At 64.7% G+C, this 17,602-nt stretch carries 16 protein-coding genes and 2 pseudogenes; 11 read left to right on the top strand and 7 right to left on the bottom strand.

Going from position 1 to position 17,602, the window contains the following annotated elements; translation table 11 throughout:
* Positions 1-7: 7 nt before the first annotated feature.
* On the bottom strand, positions 8-175 hold the full coding sequence (locus ABZ293_RS36950; protein WP_355188487.1) for a hypothetical protein: 168 nt from the start codon (positions 173-175) through the stop codon (positions 8-10).
* 150 nt (positions 176-325) lie between these two features.
* Here ABZ293_RS36950 and ABZ293_RS36945 point away from each other — a divergent pair, with 150 nt between their 5' ends.
* Entirely contained in the window at positions 326-1,024 is a 699-nt protein-coding gene (locus ABZ293_RS36945) for a WHG domain-containing protein (RefSeq protein WP_355188485.1), read from the top strand.
* 11 nt (positions 1,025-1,035) lie between these two features.
* On the opposite strand, the gene ABZ293_RS36940 is transcribed toward ABZ293_RS36945, so the two are convergent.
* Positions 1,036-1,611, bottom strand: a complete 576-nt coding sequence (locus ABZ293_RS36940) for an FAD-binding protein (protein WP_355188483.1) — start codon at positions 1,609-1,611, stop codon at positions 1,036-1,038.
* A 252-nt stretch (positions 1,612-1,863) separates the two neighbouring features.
* Between ABZ293_RS36940 and ABZ293_RS36935 the strand changes: the two genes are divergently transcribed.
* From ABZ293_RS36935 to ABZ293_RS36915, 5 genes and pseudogenes are all read left to right on the top strand, one after another.
* Complete coding sequence (locus tag ABZ293_RS36935) at positions 1,864-2,643, top strand: IclR family transcriptional regulator (protein ID WP_355188481.1); 780 nt, start codon at positions 1,864-1,866, stop codon at positions 2,641-2,643.
* A gap of 302 nt (positions 2,644-2,945) precedes the next feature.
* Positions 2,946-4,031 carry an ABC transporter substrate-binding protein gene (locus tag ABZ293_RS36930; RefSeq protein ID WP_355188479.1) on the top strand — a complete coding sequence of 362 codons (1,086 nt, stop codon included), beginning with the start codon at positions 2,946-2,948 and terminating at the stop codon, positions 4,029-4,031.
* Positions 4,028-4,870, top strand: a complete 843-nt coding sequence (locus ABZ293_RS36925; RefSeq protein WP_355188477.1) for an ABC transporter ATP-binding protein — start codon at positions 4,028-4,030, stop codon at positions 4,868-4,870. The genes ABZ293_RS36930 and ABZ293_RS36925 overlap by 4 nt, the downstream gene beginning before the upstream one ends.
* Entirely contained in the window at positions 4,863-5,738 is an 876-nt protein-coding gene (locus ABZ293_RS36920; protein ID WP_355188475.1) for an ABC transporter permease, read from the top strand. Before ABZ293_RS36925 ends, ABZ293_RS36920 begins: the two co-directional genes overlap by 8 nt.
* A gap of 40 nt (positions 5,739-5,778) precedes the next feature.
* Positions 5,779-6,054 (top strand): annotated as a pseudogene (locus ABZ293_RS36915) (LLM class flavin-dependent oxidoreductase); the annotation flags it as partial.
* A gap of 318 nt (positions 6,055-6,372) precedes the next feature.
* Here the strand turns inward: ABZ293_RS36915 and ABZ293_RS36910 are convergent.
* Together ABZ293_RS36910 and murJ are read right to left on the bottom strand one after the other, a co-directional pair.
* Entirely contained in the window at positions 6,373-7,695 is a 1,323-nt protein-coding gene (locus tag ABZ293_RS36910) for a family 1 glycosylhydrolase (protein WP_355188473.1), read from the bottom strand.
* Positions 7,696-7,923: 228 nt separating this feature from the next.
* Entirely contained in the window at positions 7,924-9,534 is a 1,611-nt protein-coding gene (murJ, locus tag ABZ293_RS36905) for a murein biosynthesis integral membrane protein MurJ (RefSeq protein WP_355188561.1), read from the bottom strand.
* A 286-nt stretch (positions 9,535-9,820) separates the two neighbouring features.
* Here murJ and ABZ293_RS36900 point away from each other — a divergent pair, with 286 nt between their 5' ends.
* The 4 genes from ABZ293_RS36900 to ABZ293_RS36885 all read left to right on the top strand — a co-directional run bounded on the left by ABZ293_RS36900 (position 9,821) and on the right by ABZ293_RS36885 (position 12,877).
* Positions 9,821-10,879, top strand: coding sequence for a tetratricopeptide repeat protein (locus ABZ293_RS36900; RefSeq protein WP_355188471.1), 1,059 nt, complete (start codon positions 9,821-9,823; stop codon positions 10,877-10,879).
* Between the two features lie 61 nt (positions 10,880-10,940).
* Positions 10,941-11,216: a recombinase family protein gene (locus tag ABZ293_RS36895; protein ID WP_355188469.1), complete on the top strand. Its 276-nt coding sequence runs from the start codon at positions 10,941-10,943 to the stop codon at positions 11,214-11,216.
* A 127-nt stretch (positions 11,217-11,343) separates the two neighbouring features.
* Positions 11,344-11,571, top strand: coding sequence for a hypothetical protein (locus ABZ293_RS36890; RefSeq protein WP_355188467.1), 228 nt, complete (start codon positions 11,344-11,346; stop codon positions 11,569-11,571).
* Between the two features lie 595 nt (positions 11,572-12,166).
* Entirely contained in the window at positions 12,167-12,877 is a 711-nt protein-coding gene (locus ABZ293_RS36885) for an SDR family NAD(P)-dependent oxidoreductase (RefSeq protein ID WP_355188465.1), read from the top strand.
* Positions 12,878-12,902: 25 nt separating this feature from the next.
* Here ABZ293_RS36885 and ABZ293_RS36880 read toward each other — a convergent pair whose 3' ends face one another.
* The 3 genes and pseudogenes from ABZ293_RS36880 to ABZ293_RS36870 form a co-directional block, all read right to left on the bottom strand.
* Complete coding sequence (locus ABZ293_RS36880) at positions 12,903-13,703, bottom strand: class I SAM-dependent methyltransferase (RefSeq protein WP_355188463.1); 801 nt, start codon at positions 13,701-13,703, stop codon at positions 12,903-12,905.
* 169 nt (positions 13,704-13,872) lie between these two features.
* Positions 13,873-16,110 (bottom strand): annotated as a pseudogene (locus ABZ293_RS36875) (MMPL family transporter); the annotation flags it as partial.
* Between the two features lie 552 nt (positions 16,111-16,662).
* A complete protein-coding gene (locus ABZ293_RS36870; RefSeq protein ID WP_355188461.1) occupies positions 16,663-17,142 on the bottom strand; it encodes a MarR family transcriptional regulator in 480 nt (159 codons plus the stop codon).
* 90 nt (positions 17,143-17,232) lie between these two features.
* On the opposite strand from ABZ293_RS36870, the gene ABZ293_RS36865 reads away from it, so the two are divergent.
* On the top strand, positions 17,233-17,562 hold the full coding sequence (locus tag ABZ293_RS36865; RefSeq protein WP_355188459.1) for a rhodanese-like domain-containing protein: 330 nt from the start codon (positions 17,233-17,235) through the stop codon (positions 17,560-17,562).
* Positions 17,563-17,602 lie beyond the last annotated feature (40 nt).

The following is a 17,602-nucleotide window of genomic DNA, read 5'->3' as shown; positions in this document are numbered from 1 at the left end:
TGGGATTTCATCGAGTGACGGTGGCCGCGATGGCGAGGTCGACGGGTGTCGGGTGCAGGCCGAGGCGCTGTTCGCTGGCGGTGGAGTCCAGTGCGAACGGGCGGGTGACCTGGTAGCTCATCTCGAAATGGGTCGAGGAGGTCCGATGCGGCAGCGCGCACGGTCGCGACAGCATGAGCCTCGCGGGTGTGCAGCGGCTGGGTCTGGACCCCGAGCTTGCCGAAATCGTCAGTGCCGGCGAGGCGCGCATGTGCCATTGCACCCGAGGTAAGAGCGGTGCTCGCATTAGTTGACATTGCTCTCACCGGCGCGCATGGTGATGCGTATGGCGACGACACCGCGGGCCCGTGCCAGGGCTCAGACCATGAACGATATCGTCCGGATCGGACGCGAACATCTGGCCACCGATGGCGCGGCCGCACTGTCACTTCGCGCCGTCGCCCGCGATCTCGGTGTCGTCTCCTCGGCGGTCTATCGCTATGTGCGCAGCCGCGATGAGCTGCTGACTCTGCTCGTGATCGATGGCTACAACGCACTCGGTGACGCGGTGGACGCGGCGCTGGCCGATGCCCCCGACGATCCGATCGAGGGTCTGCGCATCGTCGGCCGCACCGTGCGTGCCTGGGCGCTGGCCGAACCCGCCCGCTATGGTCTGTTGTTCGGCACACCGGTCCCGGGCTACGACGCCCCGGCGGAACAGACCACTGTCCCCGGCACCCGGGTGATCACCACCATGCAGAACCTCTTCGCCCGCGCCTACCACGCGGGTGTGCTCACCGCTCCGGCACGGGAGCGGCCGATATCATCAGCGCTCGCAGGCAATTTCGCGATCATCAGAGCCGTCTTCGGCCACGACAACCCGGACTGGCTCATCGCGCGCGGTATCACCATGTGGACCGGACTCTTCGGCGCCGTGAGCTTCGACGTCTTCGATCAGTACGGTACCGATAGCTTTGCCGATCGCGCCGAACTGTTCGAGCTCCAACTGGAGGGCCTGCTCGAACAACTCGGCTACCACGGCTGACCGCGTCGCGTTCAGGTGATGAGGCGAGGCGGCGGCGCGCCGTGCGGGAGGCGGGGGCCGACGGCGACCAGTGCGCCTGCTGTTCGTCCCTTGCCCCAGCCGAGTTTTTCGCGGTGGCGGCCGATGTGCTCCTCACGGATGGGGCTGCCAGCGGCCAGCGGGGTCGATTCGGGATCGACATACAGCGCGTCGGTGGGGCAGTAGGCCTCACACATGAAGCAGGTCTGGCAGTCGGATTGCCTTGCGATGACCGGGATTCCGGATTCGGTGCGGTCGAAGACATTGGCGGGGCAGGCGTCGACGCGTTTATCGCAGCCGATGCAAGCCTCGGTCAGCCAATAGTGGTCGGCGAGATGGCCGCCGAGCGCCTCTCGACTCGCCTGCGCATTCGCCCGCGCCGTGGCCTCCGGGGCGATATACCAGACACCGGTACCGGAAGGCGCTGTGGCGCCACTGGTTCCGCAGTAGCCCTTATCGACCAGGGTCGCCTCGGCCCCGGTCTCGCGCGCGTGGATGGCCGCCCATGTCGCGGCCGGACCGCCACCGATCACCAGGACGTCGGTGTCGGTCTGCCGGAGTTCACTCATGCGTCTGCTCCTGAGGCGTCGGGATTGCGGCCGAAGAATGGGCAATCGTCAGCGGAATGCGGGGTCAGCGCAGGGAATTCGAAATGTACGAGGGTCATCGCCTTCGCAAAACCCTTCGAATCAGCGCGATTTGACGCTCGGATCATCGATGCGCGAGAAATCCGCGCAGCGGGCGCAGAACCATTGCCGCACCCGACGCGCCCGGCGATAGTTCTGGCCACATCCGGATCGGTAGAAATATCAGGAGGAACCATGACTGTCGCCGATCAACCCCGTTCGGGTGCCCAAGCGGTCGACCGCGCGATCCATGTCCTGAACTGCTTCGAGGGCGATGATCCGGAACTGTCGGTGAGTGAACTGGCCCATCGCGCGGGCCTGCCGGTCAGCACCACCTATCGGCTGGCCCAGGCGCTGGTCCGGGGCCGGCTGCTGGAGCAGGATCCGACGACCGATCGCTACCGCATCGGCCAGGGGCTCGCCGCACTGGCTCGGCCAGCACTGTCGCGATTGGGTATCGACGCGGCCGCACCGCATCTGTATGCGCTGGCCGCGGGCATCAAGATAACCGTCAGTCTGAGCATTGCCGATGATCGAGATGCGGTCACAGTCTTCCAGGCCCGGCCGCCGGTGTACTTCTGCCCCAACCAACTACCGCCCGCCCGCCAGCCCTTGCGATCCAGCGCGGTCGGACACGCGCTGCTGGCGTTCGCACCGGTGCGAGCCCCCGCCGACGGGGCGGACCGGCGGCCGACACCGCTGCCGCCCCCGGATCTGGATCGCGTGCGTCGCAGCGGTTTCGCCGAGGAGATCATCGAGCGCGAGGATCCGGTGCGCTCGGTGGCGGTGCCGATCCTCGGTCCGGACAAGCAGGTCTGGGGAGCGCTCGGCGTACAGGCTCGTTCGGCACGTCTCAATGCGGAATTGGTGCGGGGTATCGTCCCAGCGATGCGCCAGATCGCGGGCCGGATCGCTCCACTGTTCGATTCGACCGCCGCCATTGCCGATGCGCCGGTCGAGTTGTACTCACGGTGATTTTCACAATGTGAAATCGCCATTGTCGCCCGGCAGGGTCGACCCCACCATGGACGCACAGCCGCGGGGTCGCCGCTTGTACACAATCCACGAAGGTCGTTGAAATGGTTGAATCCATTGCGCTGATCCGCCGTCGCACGGTGGATCTCATGCGCCTCCCACACGGAGTCTGTCGCGCCTGAATCCGCGGTCGCCGAAGAACGGTAGCCGCATTCGACAATCAGGTAATTCTCGCGCTTAGCTGCCGTCGCGGTGTGACCGCTGCCGCCGCGCGGTAGGGCGTATTCGGTGAAAGAACTCCCATGACGTTGTCCCAGAAAACCAGGCCACGGCTCGTCCGTGCGCTGGCCGCCGCACTCACCATTCCCGCCGCACTCGCGATGCTCACCGGCTGCGGAAAGTCGGCGCCGGGCACCAATGCCGACGGCAAGGCCGTGCTGCGCTACCAGGGCGCGACCGGCCAGGTCTCGGCCTACGAGCTGGCCGACGACCTCGGCTACTTCTCCAAGATCGCATTGCACTGGGCGGGCGACACCACCAGCGGCCCGGCAAATATCCAGGCCGCCGCGACCCGCCAGATCGAATTCGGCAGCGCGTTCAACGGCGCGGTCGTCAAGTTGGTCGCGGGCGGCGCGGCGGTCACCTCGGTACTGAGCTCCTATGGCGCCGATGAGCAGTCGTTCACCGGCTATTTCGTCCGCGATGATTCCGGGATCACCTCGGCCCGGGATCTGATCGGCAAGGAGGTCGGCGTCAATACCCTTGGCGCACACCATGAATTCATCACCCGGGAATGGCTGCACCAGCAGGGACTGACCGATCAGGAGATCAAAAAGGTCGAGCTGATCGTGGTACCGCCCGCCAATACCGAGGACGCCCTGCGCAAGGGCCAGATCGATGTCGGCACCCTCGGCGGCGTCTTCCGGGAGAGCGCGGAAGGGCGCGGCGGCATCCACCCGCTCTATACCGACAAGGCCCTGTTCGGTCAATTCGACTATGGCACTTACGTTTTCCGCAAGGACTACATCGCCCAGAATCCGGACGCCGTCAAGGACTTCGTACAGGGCACCGCACGAGCGACGCGCTGGCTCCAGGTGACACCGCGCGACGAGGTGGTGGCGCGCTTCGCTTCGATCATCAATAAGCGCGGGCGCAATGAGAACACCGACCTGTTGAAATTCTGGCGGAGTCCAGGCATTCCGGTGCCCGGTGCCGTGATCGCAGAGAAGGAACTGCAGATCTGGATCGATTGGCTGGTTCGCAATGGTGATCTGCCCGCGGGCAAACTATCCGCGAAGGATCTGTTCACGAATAAGGACAACCCGTACGCCAATGGCACCTACGGCCCGACCACCGGGCCGACCGGAGAGGTGGTCGCGGCGAAATGAGTCAGGTGAAACTCGCACTCACCGGAGTGCGCAAACAGTTCCCGGTCCGGGACGCCAACGCGGAGTTCACCGCGATCGAGGATATTTCGCTGGAACTGCGTAACGGCGAATTCCTGGTGCTCGTCGGCCCCAGCGGTTCCGGAAAGTCGACGCTGCTGGATCTGCTCGGTGGGCTGAGCAAGCCGACCGCCGGGCGGATCCTGTTGGACGGCAAGCCGATCAGCGGTCCGGGACTGGACCGCGGCATCGTATTCCAGCAGTATGCGCTGCTGCCATGGCGCACCGCCCGGGCCAATATCGAATTCGGCTTGGAGGCCAAGGGCCTCCGGCGCCGGGACCGCCGGAAGATCGCGGCGGAGTATCTGGAGTTGGTCGGACTCGACGGATTCGGCGATCGGTATCCGCATGAGCTGTCCGGTGGGATGAAGCAGCGCGTCGCCATTGCCCGCAGCCTCGCCTTCGATCCGGAGGTGCTGTTGATGGATGAGCCGTTCGCCGCGCTCGACGCCCAGACCCGGGAGTCGTTGCAGGACGAACTGTTACGGATCTGGCGGGCGACCGGGAAGACCATCCTGTTCATCACCCACGGCATCGACGAGGCCGTCTACCTCGGCCAGCGCATTGCCGTGCTGACCTCGCGGCCGGGGCGGGTCAAGGCCGTTATCGATATCGACATCGACCGTGATTCCGGTGTGGATGTGCGGTCGAGCGAACGCTTCCGGGAAGCCCGGCATCAGATCTGGTCGCAGTTGCAGAGCGAGGTCACCCGGGCGCAGGGACTCGAGCGGGAATCGCTGTCCGCGGCCACGAATACCGAAAGGAAGCCGGTTCATGTCTAGTGCAGTGCAGATCATCGAGAAGTCCCGGCCGGTCGTAGTGCAGAGCCGGGCCGAATCCACCGTACCGAGGGAGATCGGTGCGCTGCGGCTGCTGCGCGCGTTGGCGCTGCTGGCGTGGCGAATCTTCAAGCCCACCTTCGCTATTGGCGCGCTCGTCGTGGTCTGGGAGGCGGCACCACGGCTCGGGCTCGTGGACGAGGTCTTCCTGCCGCCGTTCTCGACGGTCGCGCAGGCCTTTGTCGACCTGGTACAGAGCGGCGAAATGTGGGAGCACGTCTCGACCAGCCTGACCCGCTCAGCGACCGGATTCTCCCTAGCACTGGCGGTGGCCATTCCGGTCGGTGTCGCCATCGCCTGGTACAAACCGGTGGCGGATTTCCTCAACCCGATCCTGGAACTGTTCCGCAACACCGCGGCATTGGCGCTGTTGCCGGTGTTCATCCTGATTCTCGGGATCGGCGAGACGTCCAAGATCGCGCTGGTGGTGTATGCGAGCTTCTTCCCGATCCTGCTGAACACCATCACCGGCGTGCGCACGGTGGACCCGCTGCTGATCAAATCGGCTGTCTCACTCGGCTTCTCGCCGATCAGGCTGTTCCAGAAGGTGATTCTGCCCGCCGCTCTGCCATCGATATTCACCGGTGTGCGAATGGCGGCCGCCTCCTCGATCCTGGTGCTCATTGCCGCCGAAATGGTCGGTGCGCGCGCCGGACTCGGCTACTTGATCACCGCGGCCCAGCAGAACTTCCAGATTCCCAATATGTATGCGGGCATCCTCGCGATTTCCCTGTTGGGGTTGACCTTCAATGGCGTGCTGGTCGCCCTCGAACGCCGCCTATCGCGCTGGCGCACCGAACCATCCCGTTAGGGACCTCCCATGTCTCTACCTCGCAATCAACGCCTTCCTCATGGGAGTCGGCCATCACGAGGCGGCCTGGCGCCATTCTCGGACCGAGGAACGCGTGGCACGCAAATTCGCCTCGCTCGACCACATCAGCAGTGGGCGGGCCGGATGGAACATCGTCACCTCGGCCAATGAACAGGAGGAGTTCAACTTCGGTTTCGACGCCATTCCGGAGCACCCCAGGCGCTACGAGCGGGCACAGGAGTTGGCGGACGTCACCGTGCAGCTGTGGGACAGCTGGGAGTCCTCGGCGATCGTGCTCGATCCGGATGCGGGCGTATCTACCCGGCGGGCTCGAGGTCTTCGTGGACCGAGTGGTCCCGATCCGGCAGGCACGCGGCCTGTTCCGCACCGACGACACCGCGACGACCCTGCGCGGACACTACGGGCTGGCTCCCGTGGAAACGCCGGTTCGCACGGGTGCGGACCGAAGTCGGCGCATGACCACCCGGCTGTCCAGGCAGCGCGCGATCGAATGATCGCCCGCTGATCTTGGGCGAACATTCGATGCGATATGCCAGGCTGGCGGCCATCATTCGCGAGGGCAAGTCTCCGGATTTCGGTGCACGGCCTGCGAACCCCGGTGTCTGTGCTCCGGCTAGCGGGGCACCGTGACCGGGTCGGTGCAGCTGGCGGCGGCGTCGACGAAGGAACAGAGTTTGGGGTCGCGAGTGGGGCGGTAGTCCGGGGCGACGCCGCCATTGTGGGTGATATCGGTGTAGGCGGGGACGGCATCGGTGGGTTTGCGGGTGAGCGTGGGGTCGGTCCGGACGTCGACGGCGTACAGGCCGAAACGCGGTGTGTAGGAACCCCATTCGTAGTTGTCGGTGAGACTCCAATAGTTGTAGCCGATCAGGTTCATGCCGTCGGCCTTCGCGCGCTGCAGCCAGTAGACGGTATCGCGGAGGTCGTCCGTGCGGGTGTAACCGTCGGTGCGCGGTGCACCATCCTCAGTGGGCATGCCGTTTTCGACAATGTAGAGCGGGCGACCCGGAAACTTGCGTGAATAGTGTTGCAGGGCATAGTAAATGCCCTCCGGTTCGAGTGGGTTCTGCCAGAGGTCACTGAGGCTCAGCTGGGTGACGGTGCCGGGGGAGGCGCCGTAGTAGTAGTCGATGCCGATGTAGTCGAGCTTCGCGGCGATCTTGTCGATGAGCGGACCATTGACCACATCCTCGCCCGCCGGAATGTAGGCCACGTTGCTGGTGACCATCGCGCCGGGCTGTACGGCGTGGATGTAGTCGTAGATGGCGTTGTGCGCCTGGGCGATTCGGTCCTGCATCGCCGGGATGGCGGTGGCGTCGAGGCCGCCGTGCGTGGACTCGTTCATGATGTAGGCGGCGGGTTCGTTGAACGTGACCCACAGCGGGTTGTTCGCGGCGTACCGATCGACGACGGTGCGGGCGTTGGCGAGCCAATCCGCGACGATATTCGGATTCGACCACCCGCCGCGATCGGCCTCCCAACCCGGGTAGACCCAGTGGTCAATGGTGAGCATCGGCCGCATGCCAGCGGCGGTGATCGCGGCGATCACATTGTCGTAGAAGCGAAGTCCTGCCTCATCCCATGCACCCGGTCGGGGCTGCACCCGCGCCCATTCGATGCCGATCCGGTAGACCTGGACGCCGAGCTTCGCGGCCAGGTCGATATCGGATCGGTAGCGGTGGAAGAAGTCGACCGAGTCGAGGTACGGATCGGTCGTCTTGTCCTCGGCCACATACCGGGACCAATTGCTATCGGGTGCAAAACCTTCGGACTGATAGCCCGAAGCGGCAACGCCCCAGAGGAAATCTGCGCCGAGTGGCTGCACCTGCGTGGGTGGGGCCGGGCTCGCCACCGCGGGCGCTGTCCCGCCGACAATGAGCGTGGCAGTGGTAGCCGCCAGGGTGGCCAAGATATGGCGACGACTCTGTGATCGCATCGAACTCCTGCTTCCTGATGTGACGGGGCTCATGGACCTCCGGCGCGCGCCGGGTCGGGGCGGGACCACGCGACGAGAGTAACTGGTCGGTCGACCTTCGCGAGGCATCTACACGCGGAATGTGTTGGGGTCCGGTAGTAATCGCCGAGAAGGCAACGGATATGGCCTTGCGTCGGGTGAAGGTTGATTCGCAGGGTATGCATTCGGCGCGCCCGAAGTCTCTGGGCGTTACGAACGGGTCAGCATGGTTCGTGCTGTACGGATTTCAGGAATTCCGATCACTCGTGCGGCGAGCAGGAATACCGCCATGCAGACAGAAGCTCCTGCAGCGAGGGGGACGAGCTGTTCGACGGTGGGCGTGCCAATTGTCGTGCGGGTGAGCGCGATCGCGGCCAGTCCGGCGGCGCCAGCGAGGGCGGTCGCCCACATGACGCGGTGGACGGTGGCGGCGACGGCGGAGAAGCCGAGCAACCCGTACCGGCGACGTAGCAGAATGTGACCGGTCACCGCACCGGCAACATAGGCAAGCGAGCTGGCGACGCTGAGCATCACGATCACGACGTGGTTGGTCAGGACGGTCGCCGTCAGCGCCAAGATCGCCACCTTTGTCACCACCATGACTATGTTGATCACAGTGGGGGTGCGAGTGTCGTTGTAGGCGTAGAACACTCGCATTTGCAGCATAACCAACGCAAACGGCGCGAGCCCGAACGCCGAACACCCCACTGCCATGCCGATCAGCCGGGCAGCGTCGACGTCGACACGACCGGTGAACACCAGCGTGGCGAATCCCGGACCTAGCAGGCTCATCGCCATCGTCACTGGTATCAGCGCCACGGATAGATAGCGTGCGCCACGTGAGAGATCGGCGATCACCGCGGCGTGATCGCCGATAGCGGCGGCTCGGGAGATTCGCGGCATCAGCACTGTCAGCACCGACGCGGCGAGAATGCCGTAGGGGACCTGGAACAGCAGTTCGGCGTAGGTGTAGATGGATACGCCACCATGGTCGAAAGCGACCCGCATCGTGATCGCAACACCGATCTGGCTGATCGCGGCATACACCAGCAGCCACCCCACAATCGGCAGTCCGGAGCGGATCGGACGCCACGTGTAGGGCAGTGGCCGCACGCGCCAACTCCACGCGAAACCATTGTGCCGCAAAGCCGCAACCACCCAGGCGGCCTGTCCTGCGATTCCTGCGGTGGTGCCTACACCGATTGTCAGCACCTGGGCGGTGGTCATGGCGGCCGGAGTCAGGGTGACCGGCCCGGGAAGCAGAACGAACACCCCGCAAGTCACCAGGACGATCACATTGTTGACCACCGGCGCCCACGCCGCAGTGGCGAAGCAGTCGCGGACATTGAGCACCGCACCCACGACCACGGACACCCCGTAGAAGAAGATCTGCGGCAACAACAGATAGGCCAACCAGGTGGCCAGGTGACGCTGTTCGGAATCGGCTACGAACACCCGAACGATCAGCGGAGCACACGCCACGGTGAACGCCGTGACCACCGCCAGCACCAGCACGGCCGCGACCATGACCCGCTGGGTGAATTCGCGGGATCGCTTGCGGCCCTGGCGTCGAGCCCTGGTCAGCAGGGGGACGACGGCGCTGGCCAGGACGCTGCCGAGCAGCAGTTCGTACAGCATGTTCGGCAGATTGTTCGCACCGTTATAGGCATCGCCGACCGCCGCGGTCCCGAGGACCGCGGCCACCACGATCGTTCGGACGAACCCCGTGACCCGACTGACCACGCCGGCGAGAGCCACGTGCCCACCCGCGCGGGCGAGCCCCGCAGAGTCTCCACGCCCTTCGCCGCCAACACCTTTCAACCTGACCGGTTCGGCGGCGCGGCGCGGTAATCCTTGAATCGGCAACGGCTGTGTGGCGAAGCTGCCGTAGTCGTTCAACACGTCCCCCTGATCGCATGGCTGGTTCCGACCCCGTCCAGGCTACGGATGCGGTTCACCGGTCCCGGCGTGGTGCGGTCACCACACGGTGGATCGAAAACGTACGTATCCGGACACTCCCTGGGTGAGTGTGGCGGGTTGCCGAGCGGGTACACATCCGGCAGGTCCGGGCCTTCCCGGCATTGGGCCTGGAAGAAGCGGTGGGGACATGTCGAAGAGCCGGGTGCAGAAGAAGTTTCGAGCGATACACGCCTACATCCGGATGCTCCGCCGCCAGCTGACCAATGATCCCGAGGCTCTGGTGATTACCGGTCATGCAGTATTGCGCAGCAAACATCCATGGCAGCGGCGCTTTGCCGAAGATATGTTTCGGCGCGCCGCCGAGAAGGGTGACCCGGCCGGGATGGTCTCGTTGGCGGAGATTCTGGTCGACCATGGCGACGACACCGTGGCCGAGGACTGGTATCGCAAGGCCGCCGCGGCAGGATTGCCCATTGCCATGCACAACCTTGGCGTGCTGGCGAATCGGCGAGGAGCGCGCGAGGATTCGACCCGATGGTTCCGGATGGGCGATGAGGCCGGCTACCCGGATTCGGCGCTAGCCCTGGCCAACATGCTCGGCGATACTGCGGAAGCCGTCGCGCTGCTGCGTCGCACAGCCGACGCCGGACATCCGGATGCCATGAACTATCTGGGTGTGCAGTTGCAGAGATCCGGCGACCACGTGGAAGCCGAGATCTGGTTCCGCCGCGCCGAGGAGACCCGTTCCGACCCGCTGTTCCAGTGCAATATCGGTATTTGCTGTGTGCGACGAGGAGATCACGCGGCCGCAGAACACTGGTACCGCAAGGCGGCCGTGGCCGGAGGCGTCGACGGCATGGATTCGCTCGCTCATCACCTCGACGAGCAGGGCTACTCCGCGGAGGCCGGATTCTGGTGGCGCAAGGCCGCCGAGACAGGGGATGTCGATGCGATGTTCGATTACGCAATCACCTGCGACGAGCAAGGGCGCAGCACCGAGGCCGAATACTGGTATCGCAAGTCTGCTATGGCAGGTGACCCTCGTGCCATGAACAACCTGGCAATCCTGCTCGCCGAACGCGACGGTAATGACGCCGAGGCGGAGTCCTGGCTACACAAATCCGCCGCAGCGGGCTTTATCCGCGCCATGCGGAACCTGGCCGACCGATACCAACGTCGCGGCGACGATCACCAGGCACAGTACTGGTCGCGTCAGGCCGACGCAGCCGACAAGAACCCCAGCTGAAAGATCCAGACCGTAGCCGAAGCCCGGACCACATACCGCACTGACCAACGAATAGGACCTGGTGGCAAGCGTTTCCAAGCGCAACCGACTCGGCCGCTCCCTCGAGCATCTGATCGAGCTGTCCAATACCCTGCAGGACCGCGGCGTGGTCCTGGTCGTGCTCGACCAGGGCAGCGACCCTCCACTGCCGTCGGCCGCATGTTCTTCCAAACCCTCGGCGCGATTGCCGAATTCGAGCACGCCGGAGTCCGCGAGACCGGCACCAGTGACGCGACCAGTCAGCCGCGGATCGTCGCGAAGCTGCGGCCGCGGTCGGTGCATCCTGCCCGAGCCGTGAGCGCGGCCTACCAAACCACTTGCGTTCGCTGCGGCCGGATCCGCTGCGCTGCGGGCCTATGGCCCAACGGATATGTCTGCCGCACCTGCCACGATCGCGCACTTATGGGCGGTCAGGAAACGAGCGGATGTTCGGCAATCTGACGGCCGTGCGTTACGAGGTCCACCGGACCCGGGTGCCCGGAAGCCTTCCCTGTCGGGTGATCGCAAAACTGCAGCCACTGACATGGCGTGTGATCGTGGGTGAGGGCGTCGGACATCTCGATGGGGGCGTCGAGCAGGACTGGTTGGATGACGAACTGCCGTTCGAATTCCGCAGACCGAATGCGGTTTTCTTCGCCACTGGCCCCTACTGAGCCGGGGTCGTGCGAGGCGATCCGCACCGACTGCGACGCTTTCGCCACCGACTACCGGTGCTCGCGCCGCGGATGCGAGGACAAGGTTCATGCCCATAGTCTCTGCACTCGCTGCCCGCCCGGGTCGTCGCCGACGCTCTCGGCTACCACCACGTCACCCCAACCAAGCTCGCAGCCGCCTGGATGCGCTACGTCACCGCGTCCCGGTTCCGGTCACCCGCCGGCTGCATCGACAACCCGCGACAGTTGAATACGCGATCTCACCGGTCCGGACCCCGTGTCGGGGGGAGTGGATGTCGTGGGGGACTTCTGGAGCAGGCGGGGGAGCGTGCGTGGACGCGAGGGGCGGCTATCCGAAGGGGGAGCGGGCCAACGGGATTCGCATCCGACATATGGGCGCTGGGTGGACAAGGCCCATCGAATTTGGACTCTAAAATATTATGGTAGGTAGATATGCGCATCTACGCATGCAATCTTCAGATGAACCGATCACCACAAATCACCTCCCGACATTCACACGGGACCCAAACAATCACCAACAGCCCAGAGGAGAGAGCCTTGACTTCGAGCGCGCTCTAAAACCTAGCGTGAAGGCATGACAGCAACATTGATCACCGGAGCGAACAAGGGTCTCGGCTTCGAGACCGCCCGCCGACTCGTTGCCGCGGGCCACACCGTCTACATCGGCAGCCGGGACATCGAACGCGGTCGTCGGGCCGCCGAGCAGTTGGGCGCGCGGGTGGTTCAGCTCGACATCACCGATGACGCGTCCGTGGCGGCCGCGGTCGAGACCATAGCCGGCGAGGGTGGGCTGGATGTGCTGATAAACAACGCGGGCATCCAGGCAGAGATGAGTGAGAGCCATGAAGTGGTCGGCGCCGCGGACGTGACGGCCGACTTGATGCGAAAGACATTCGACACGAACGTCTTCGGCACGGTGCGCGTCCTACACGCATTCCTTCCGCTGCTCCAGCGTTCCACCGCCGCGGTCGTGGTGAACGTCAGCAGCGGTCTCGCCTCACTGACCAGAGTCGCCGCTGCGGGCACCCCGGCGTACGCCTACCCCGGCGTGGCCTATCCCGCGTCGAAGACGGCGGTCAACATGATTACTGTCCAGTACGCGAAGGCATTCCCGAACATACGGATCAATGCGGTGGAGCCCGGCTTCACGAAGACCGATCTGAATGTGAACACCGGCATCCAGACCGTCGAAGAGGGCGCCGAGATCATTGTGCGCATGGCGCAGATCGGGCCCGACGGCCCCACCGGCGGCTACTTCGATGCCGAAGGCACACTGCCCTGGTGATGCGAAACCGGCTGCCGCGTCGCGACTATTCCGGCTCGACCACGGCCGTTGCGACTATGTAGCCCTTCGGATCGCGCCACGTGTGGCCCGGATGATGGGTGAACCAGTCCTCGACGTCCTCACGCAGATCGGTGAGGATGGCCTGCCGCCGTGGGTGGTTCGGTGTCACACCGTACAACGTGAACAGTGCCTCGGCGAACCGCACCAGTGGTTCGGGCGTATCGAAGACGAGAGCGTTGTCGGACCGGTGGATCCGGACATCGCCGAAGACCTGGGACATCATCTCCGGCAACGTATCGGAGTCAACGGTCATGGTGACCGCGGAGCCGGCGCCGTAGGTCGTGGCATGCGCGGCCACGAGTTCGCTGGTGTACGGGTAGGTTCCGGGATGATTGACGACCACGCTGACCGACCCGCCGGGTTTGGTGGTGCGCCGGAACTCCCTGAGTGCGGCGGTCGGATCGGGCACGTGGTAGAGCATGTGGCGCGCGGTGACCACATCGAAACTGTTGTCATCGAACGGGATACGCTCCGCACTGCCGAACACCCCGCGTACCCCGGGTATCGCATCGGCCGCGGCGACCATCGCGGGGGAGGTGTCGATGCCGACGAGGGAACCCTGGTGACCGCTGGCGGCGAGCTGGGCGAGAAAACGCGCGTCTCCGCAGCCGATATCGGCTAGCTGTTCGGTGCCAGTGAGCGCTAGTGCGGCCAGGACGGCGGCGGCCGGCTTGTCGGGCCGTTCGGAGTAGCGCTCATGCGTGTCGATGCGCACCTTCAGCGGTGTCGGATCGGCATATTCGGCATCGAGGCGGTAGCTGCACATCGCGGTCGTCCTTCGGTCCAATGGCCGGTGGTTGACCAGGTCGCCAGGCACGGCGATCGGGTCCGCGGGCTTTCCGGCGGTGAGCGTACCTCCCGAGGCGGCGCGTGGCGTCCCTTTCGCGATGCAGTCGGTTCTGCTAGGAACCCTCCGACCGTCCTGCGGTGGCGGCCGGAAGCTTTGGTGGGACGGTGTCGGTGATCGGTGTGGCCTCGACCAGAAGGTGACGCATGTTCTCGGTGCCCGGGCGTTCATCGTCCAGAATAGGTTCGCCGAGTCCGATTTTCTCCTGGAGACGTTTCATCCAGGCCGGTGCCCACCAGCAGTCGTCGCCGAGCAGTTTCATGACGGCGGGCACGAGCAGCATGCGCAGTACGGTGGCGTCGATGAACAGTGCGGCGATCATGCCGTAGGCGATGTACTGCATCATCACCAGATCGGAGAATGCGAACGCACCGGTGACCACCAGCAGGATGAGTGCGGCGGCGGTGATGATGCGTCCGGTGTGCGCGGTGCCGGTGTGCACCGCATCGGTGGTGGTCGCGCCCTTGGCCCTGGCTTCGACCATGCGGGAGAGCAGGAAGACCTCGTAGTCGGTGGACAGGCCGTAGATGATCGCGATGATCAGTACGAGCACATTGGACTGGATCGGCTGTGGCGTGAAGTTCAATAGCCCTGCGGCGTGTCCGTCGACGAAGATCCAGGTGAGGATGCCGAGGGTGGAGCCGAGGCCCAGTGCGCTCATGAGCGCGGCCTTGATCGGTAGGACGAGCGATCCGAAGGTGAGGAACATCAGCAGCGTCGTCACCAGCAGTACGAGGGCGATCATCACCGGGATTCGGTAGAGCAGTGCGTCGATGCTGTCCTTCTGCATTGCCGGGATGCCGCCGACGAGCATGGTGACGCCCTCGGGTAGTTCCATCGAGCGCAGGTATTCGATGGTTTCGCCCGCCTCATTGGAGTTCACCAGTGTGGCCTTGGTGCGGTAGACGTTGTCCTGGGTCAGGGATTTGGACGGCATTTCGAATGGACTGGCCAGGCCTGGCGCATGCCCGGCGGCGCGCCAGGCATCGCCGACCGGAGCGCTGGTATCGGCGACGAAGACCAGTTCGATGGGGTCGGATCTGCGCTGCGGGAAGTAGGTGTCGATCTGTTGCTGTGCGACGCGAGTCGGGTTGTCCGGTGGCAGATATCGTTCGCTGAAACCGCCGAAGATGAGGTCCTTGACCGGGATGATCAGCAGGAACAGCGCAATGACCAGCGGAATTGCGACGGTCAGTGGGCGCTGCATCACCCAGCGAGTGGTCTTGCCCCACAGACCGTCCTCGACCTGTTCGGCGGTCCTGGTTCTTCGGAATCGCTTGAACCCCAGCATATCCACGCGCGGTCCGAGGATGGCCAGGCTCGCGGGCAGGATGGTGATGGCAGTGAGGGCGGCAAGCAGGACCGTGGCGATGGCGCCGTAGGCCATTGATTTGAGAAAGCCCTGGGGGAACAGCAGCATGCCGCCGAGGCTCGCGATGATCATGGTCGCGGAGAACACGACGGTGCGGCCCGCGGTCATGACGGTGCGGCGCACCGCCAGGCGGGTGTCGTAGCCCGCGGCCAGCTCCTCGCGGAATCGGCTGACGATGAATAGCCCATAGTCGATCGCCAGGCCCAGACCGATCATCGAGAGCACCGATGAGACAAATGAATTCACTTCGGTGAAGCGCGTCAGGAACATGATGATGCCCGATGCGCCGATCACGGTGAGCCCGCCGACCATCAGCGGCAGCGCGGCGGCGACAAGGCCGCCGAAGATGAAGAAGAGCAGGACCGCGACGGCGGGGATGGCGAGGACTTCCATGCGGTGGACGTCGTCGGCCATGGTGTCGTTGAGTGTGCCCGCCACCGCTTGCAGCCCGCTGACCTGCACGTCGATACCGGGTATGGCGAAGGCGTCCTTGACCTTTCGGAAGTTGCGCACGGAGTCGGTGTCGTTATCGCCCGCGATGGCGATGGCGGCCACGGCGCGCTTCTTGTCCTCGGTTGCCGCCTTTGCGCCGCTGATCTTGGCGTTCTCGACGCGCCAGTAGGAGGCGTTGATGCCGGTGATCTCGTCGGGATACTTGTGCGGCAGGCTATTGAGGTTGTCGATGATCGGCTGGCTGAATTCCGCATCGTCGACCGTCTTGCCGTCCGGTGCGGTGTAGAGCACGACGACGTCGAAGTCGTGATTGCGTCCGAAGGCGGCGTCGGCGAGGCGTGCGGCCTGCGCGGATTCCGAAGTGGGGTCGTCCATGCCGCCGGAGCTGAGATGGTCGTCCAGGCCGAAGCCGTATCCGCCGAGTGCCAGTAGCGCGCCCACCACGATCCCGATGACGGCGAAGCGCAGCCGATATACGAGATCCCCCCAGCGCCTGAACATCAGCGGGCTCCTTGCCGCGGGGAAGATTGTTGTGCTGCTCGCTCTGCCGCGCCGATCGCCAAGGGGCTGCATCCTTTCCGGGGTGCACGCTCGATGTGCCTGTAATCAAAGGTACAGGCCAATGTGAAGTGGGATTGTTTCAGAAATGATGCCGCGAATGTGCCGGTATGACCTGAATTGCATTGACTGCGAAGGTGTATCGAATGACCCCGATGGATCGGGGGGCTGCGGTATCAACGGCGCAACAGACAACAAAGTAAGCCTAGTGCCCCGTCCAAATAGATTGCTGCGCTACTCACGTCGGCTGCTCGTCGAGCGTAGTCATCCGGCGGTCAAACCCAGCCTGGGTGACCACCATTCGACTACCTTCGACGCCCCCTGGCCCCAGGGGGCGATACGGCAGGAGCTATCTGGACGCGGCACTAGTTCCGGTCGGCGGGGCTGGACGGATATGAACGCGCCAGGCCGATACCGCGCCTAGGCGGCCTGACCGCAGCATCGACCGGATCGGATTGTCTACCAAGCGAATTGCACGCTGTGCAGTGTTGCGGCCTATGAACTGCGCGGGCGCCGCGGCGTGAGCGCGATATCGGTCGGGCCCAGGATCTTGCCGAGAGTCGCAGCGAGCGTACGCAATTCGTCCGGGTCGAGCTTGTTGGCGAAGCTTTCTTGGATGCTCGCAAGGTAGCTGGGTGTTGCCGCATGCAGGCGCTCGCGCCCCGCATCGGTGATGGCGACGAATGCGGATCGGCCGTCGTCCGGATTTGCTTCACGCGCAACCAGACCCGCGGCCGCCAGTTCGGTGACGAGCCTGCTGACCCGGGTGCGGCTGAGTACGACGCGTTCGCCGAGGTCGGTCATGCGCAGCGGTTCGACGCCGTCGAGTTCCAGCAGTACGTCGTACCACGCGAGCGGGAGTCCGAAGTCTCGGCGCAGCTCGGCGTCCAGGCGTGGGACCAGGCTCGCATGCACCCGCAGCAGGGCCGACCATGCGCTGCTGGCCGCGTGATGCTGCTTCTCCGATTGCGTCACGGACCGATTCTAACCACTTGCGTGCACCCGCACATATATAATAGCGTGCGCACGCACATAAATTTCCGTGTGCCGTTAGGAAGGAATCCCATGACCACAGTCATTGCCCGTGATGAGTTGGCGGCCGCGATCCAGGCCGGCTCGGTAACGGTCCTCGACACCCTCGGTGCGGGCTATTACGAGAAGGCGCATCTGCCCGGTGCGCTCACTCTGGTGGAAGCCGATGTGGAATCCCGGGCCGCCCAGCTGCTTCCGGACCAGCATGCACCGATCGTCACCTACTGCTCCAATAACGCCTGCCAGAACAGCGAGGTCGTCGCCGTGCAACTGCGCGCGCTCGGCTACACGAACGTCCGCGCCTATCGCGCGGGCATCCAGGACTGGACCGAGGCGGGTCTGCCGGTCGAATCGGAGTCCTGAGTCGGGGTCTCGGGGGCCCGGAGGTCCTCACCATCGCGGA

The organism is Nocardia sp. NPDC005998 (assembly GCF_040614395.1).
Lineage (GTDB): Bacteria > Actinomycetota > Actinomycetes > Mycobacteriales > Mycobacteriaceae > Nocardia.
The sequence above is the reverse complement of the archived record's forward strand: the minus strand, read 5'-3'. Positions and strand labels throughout refer to the sequence as shown.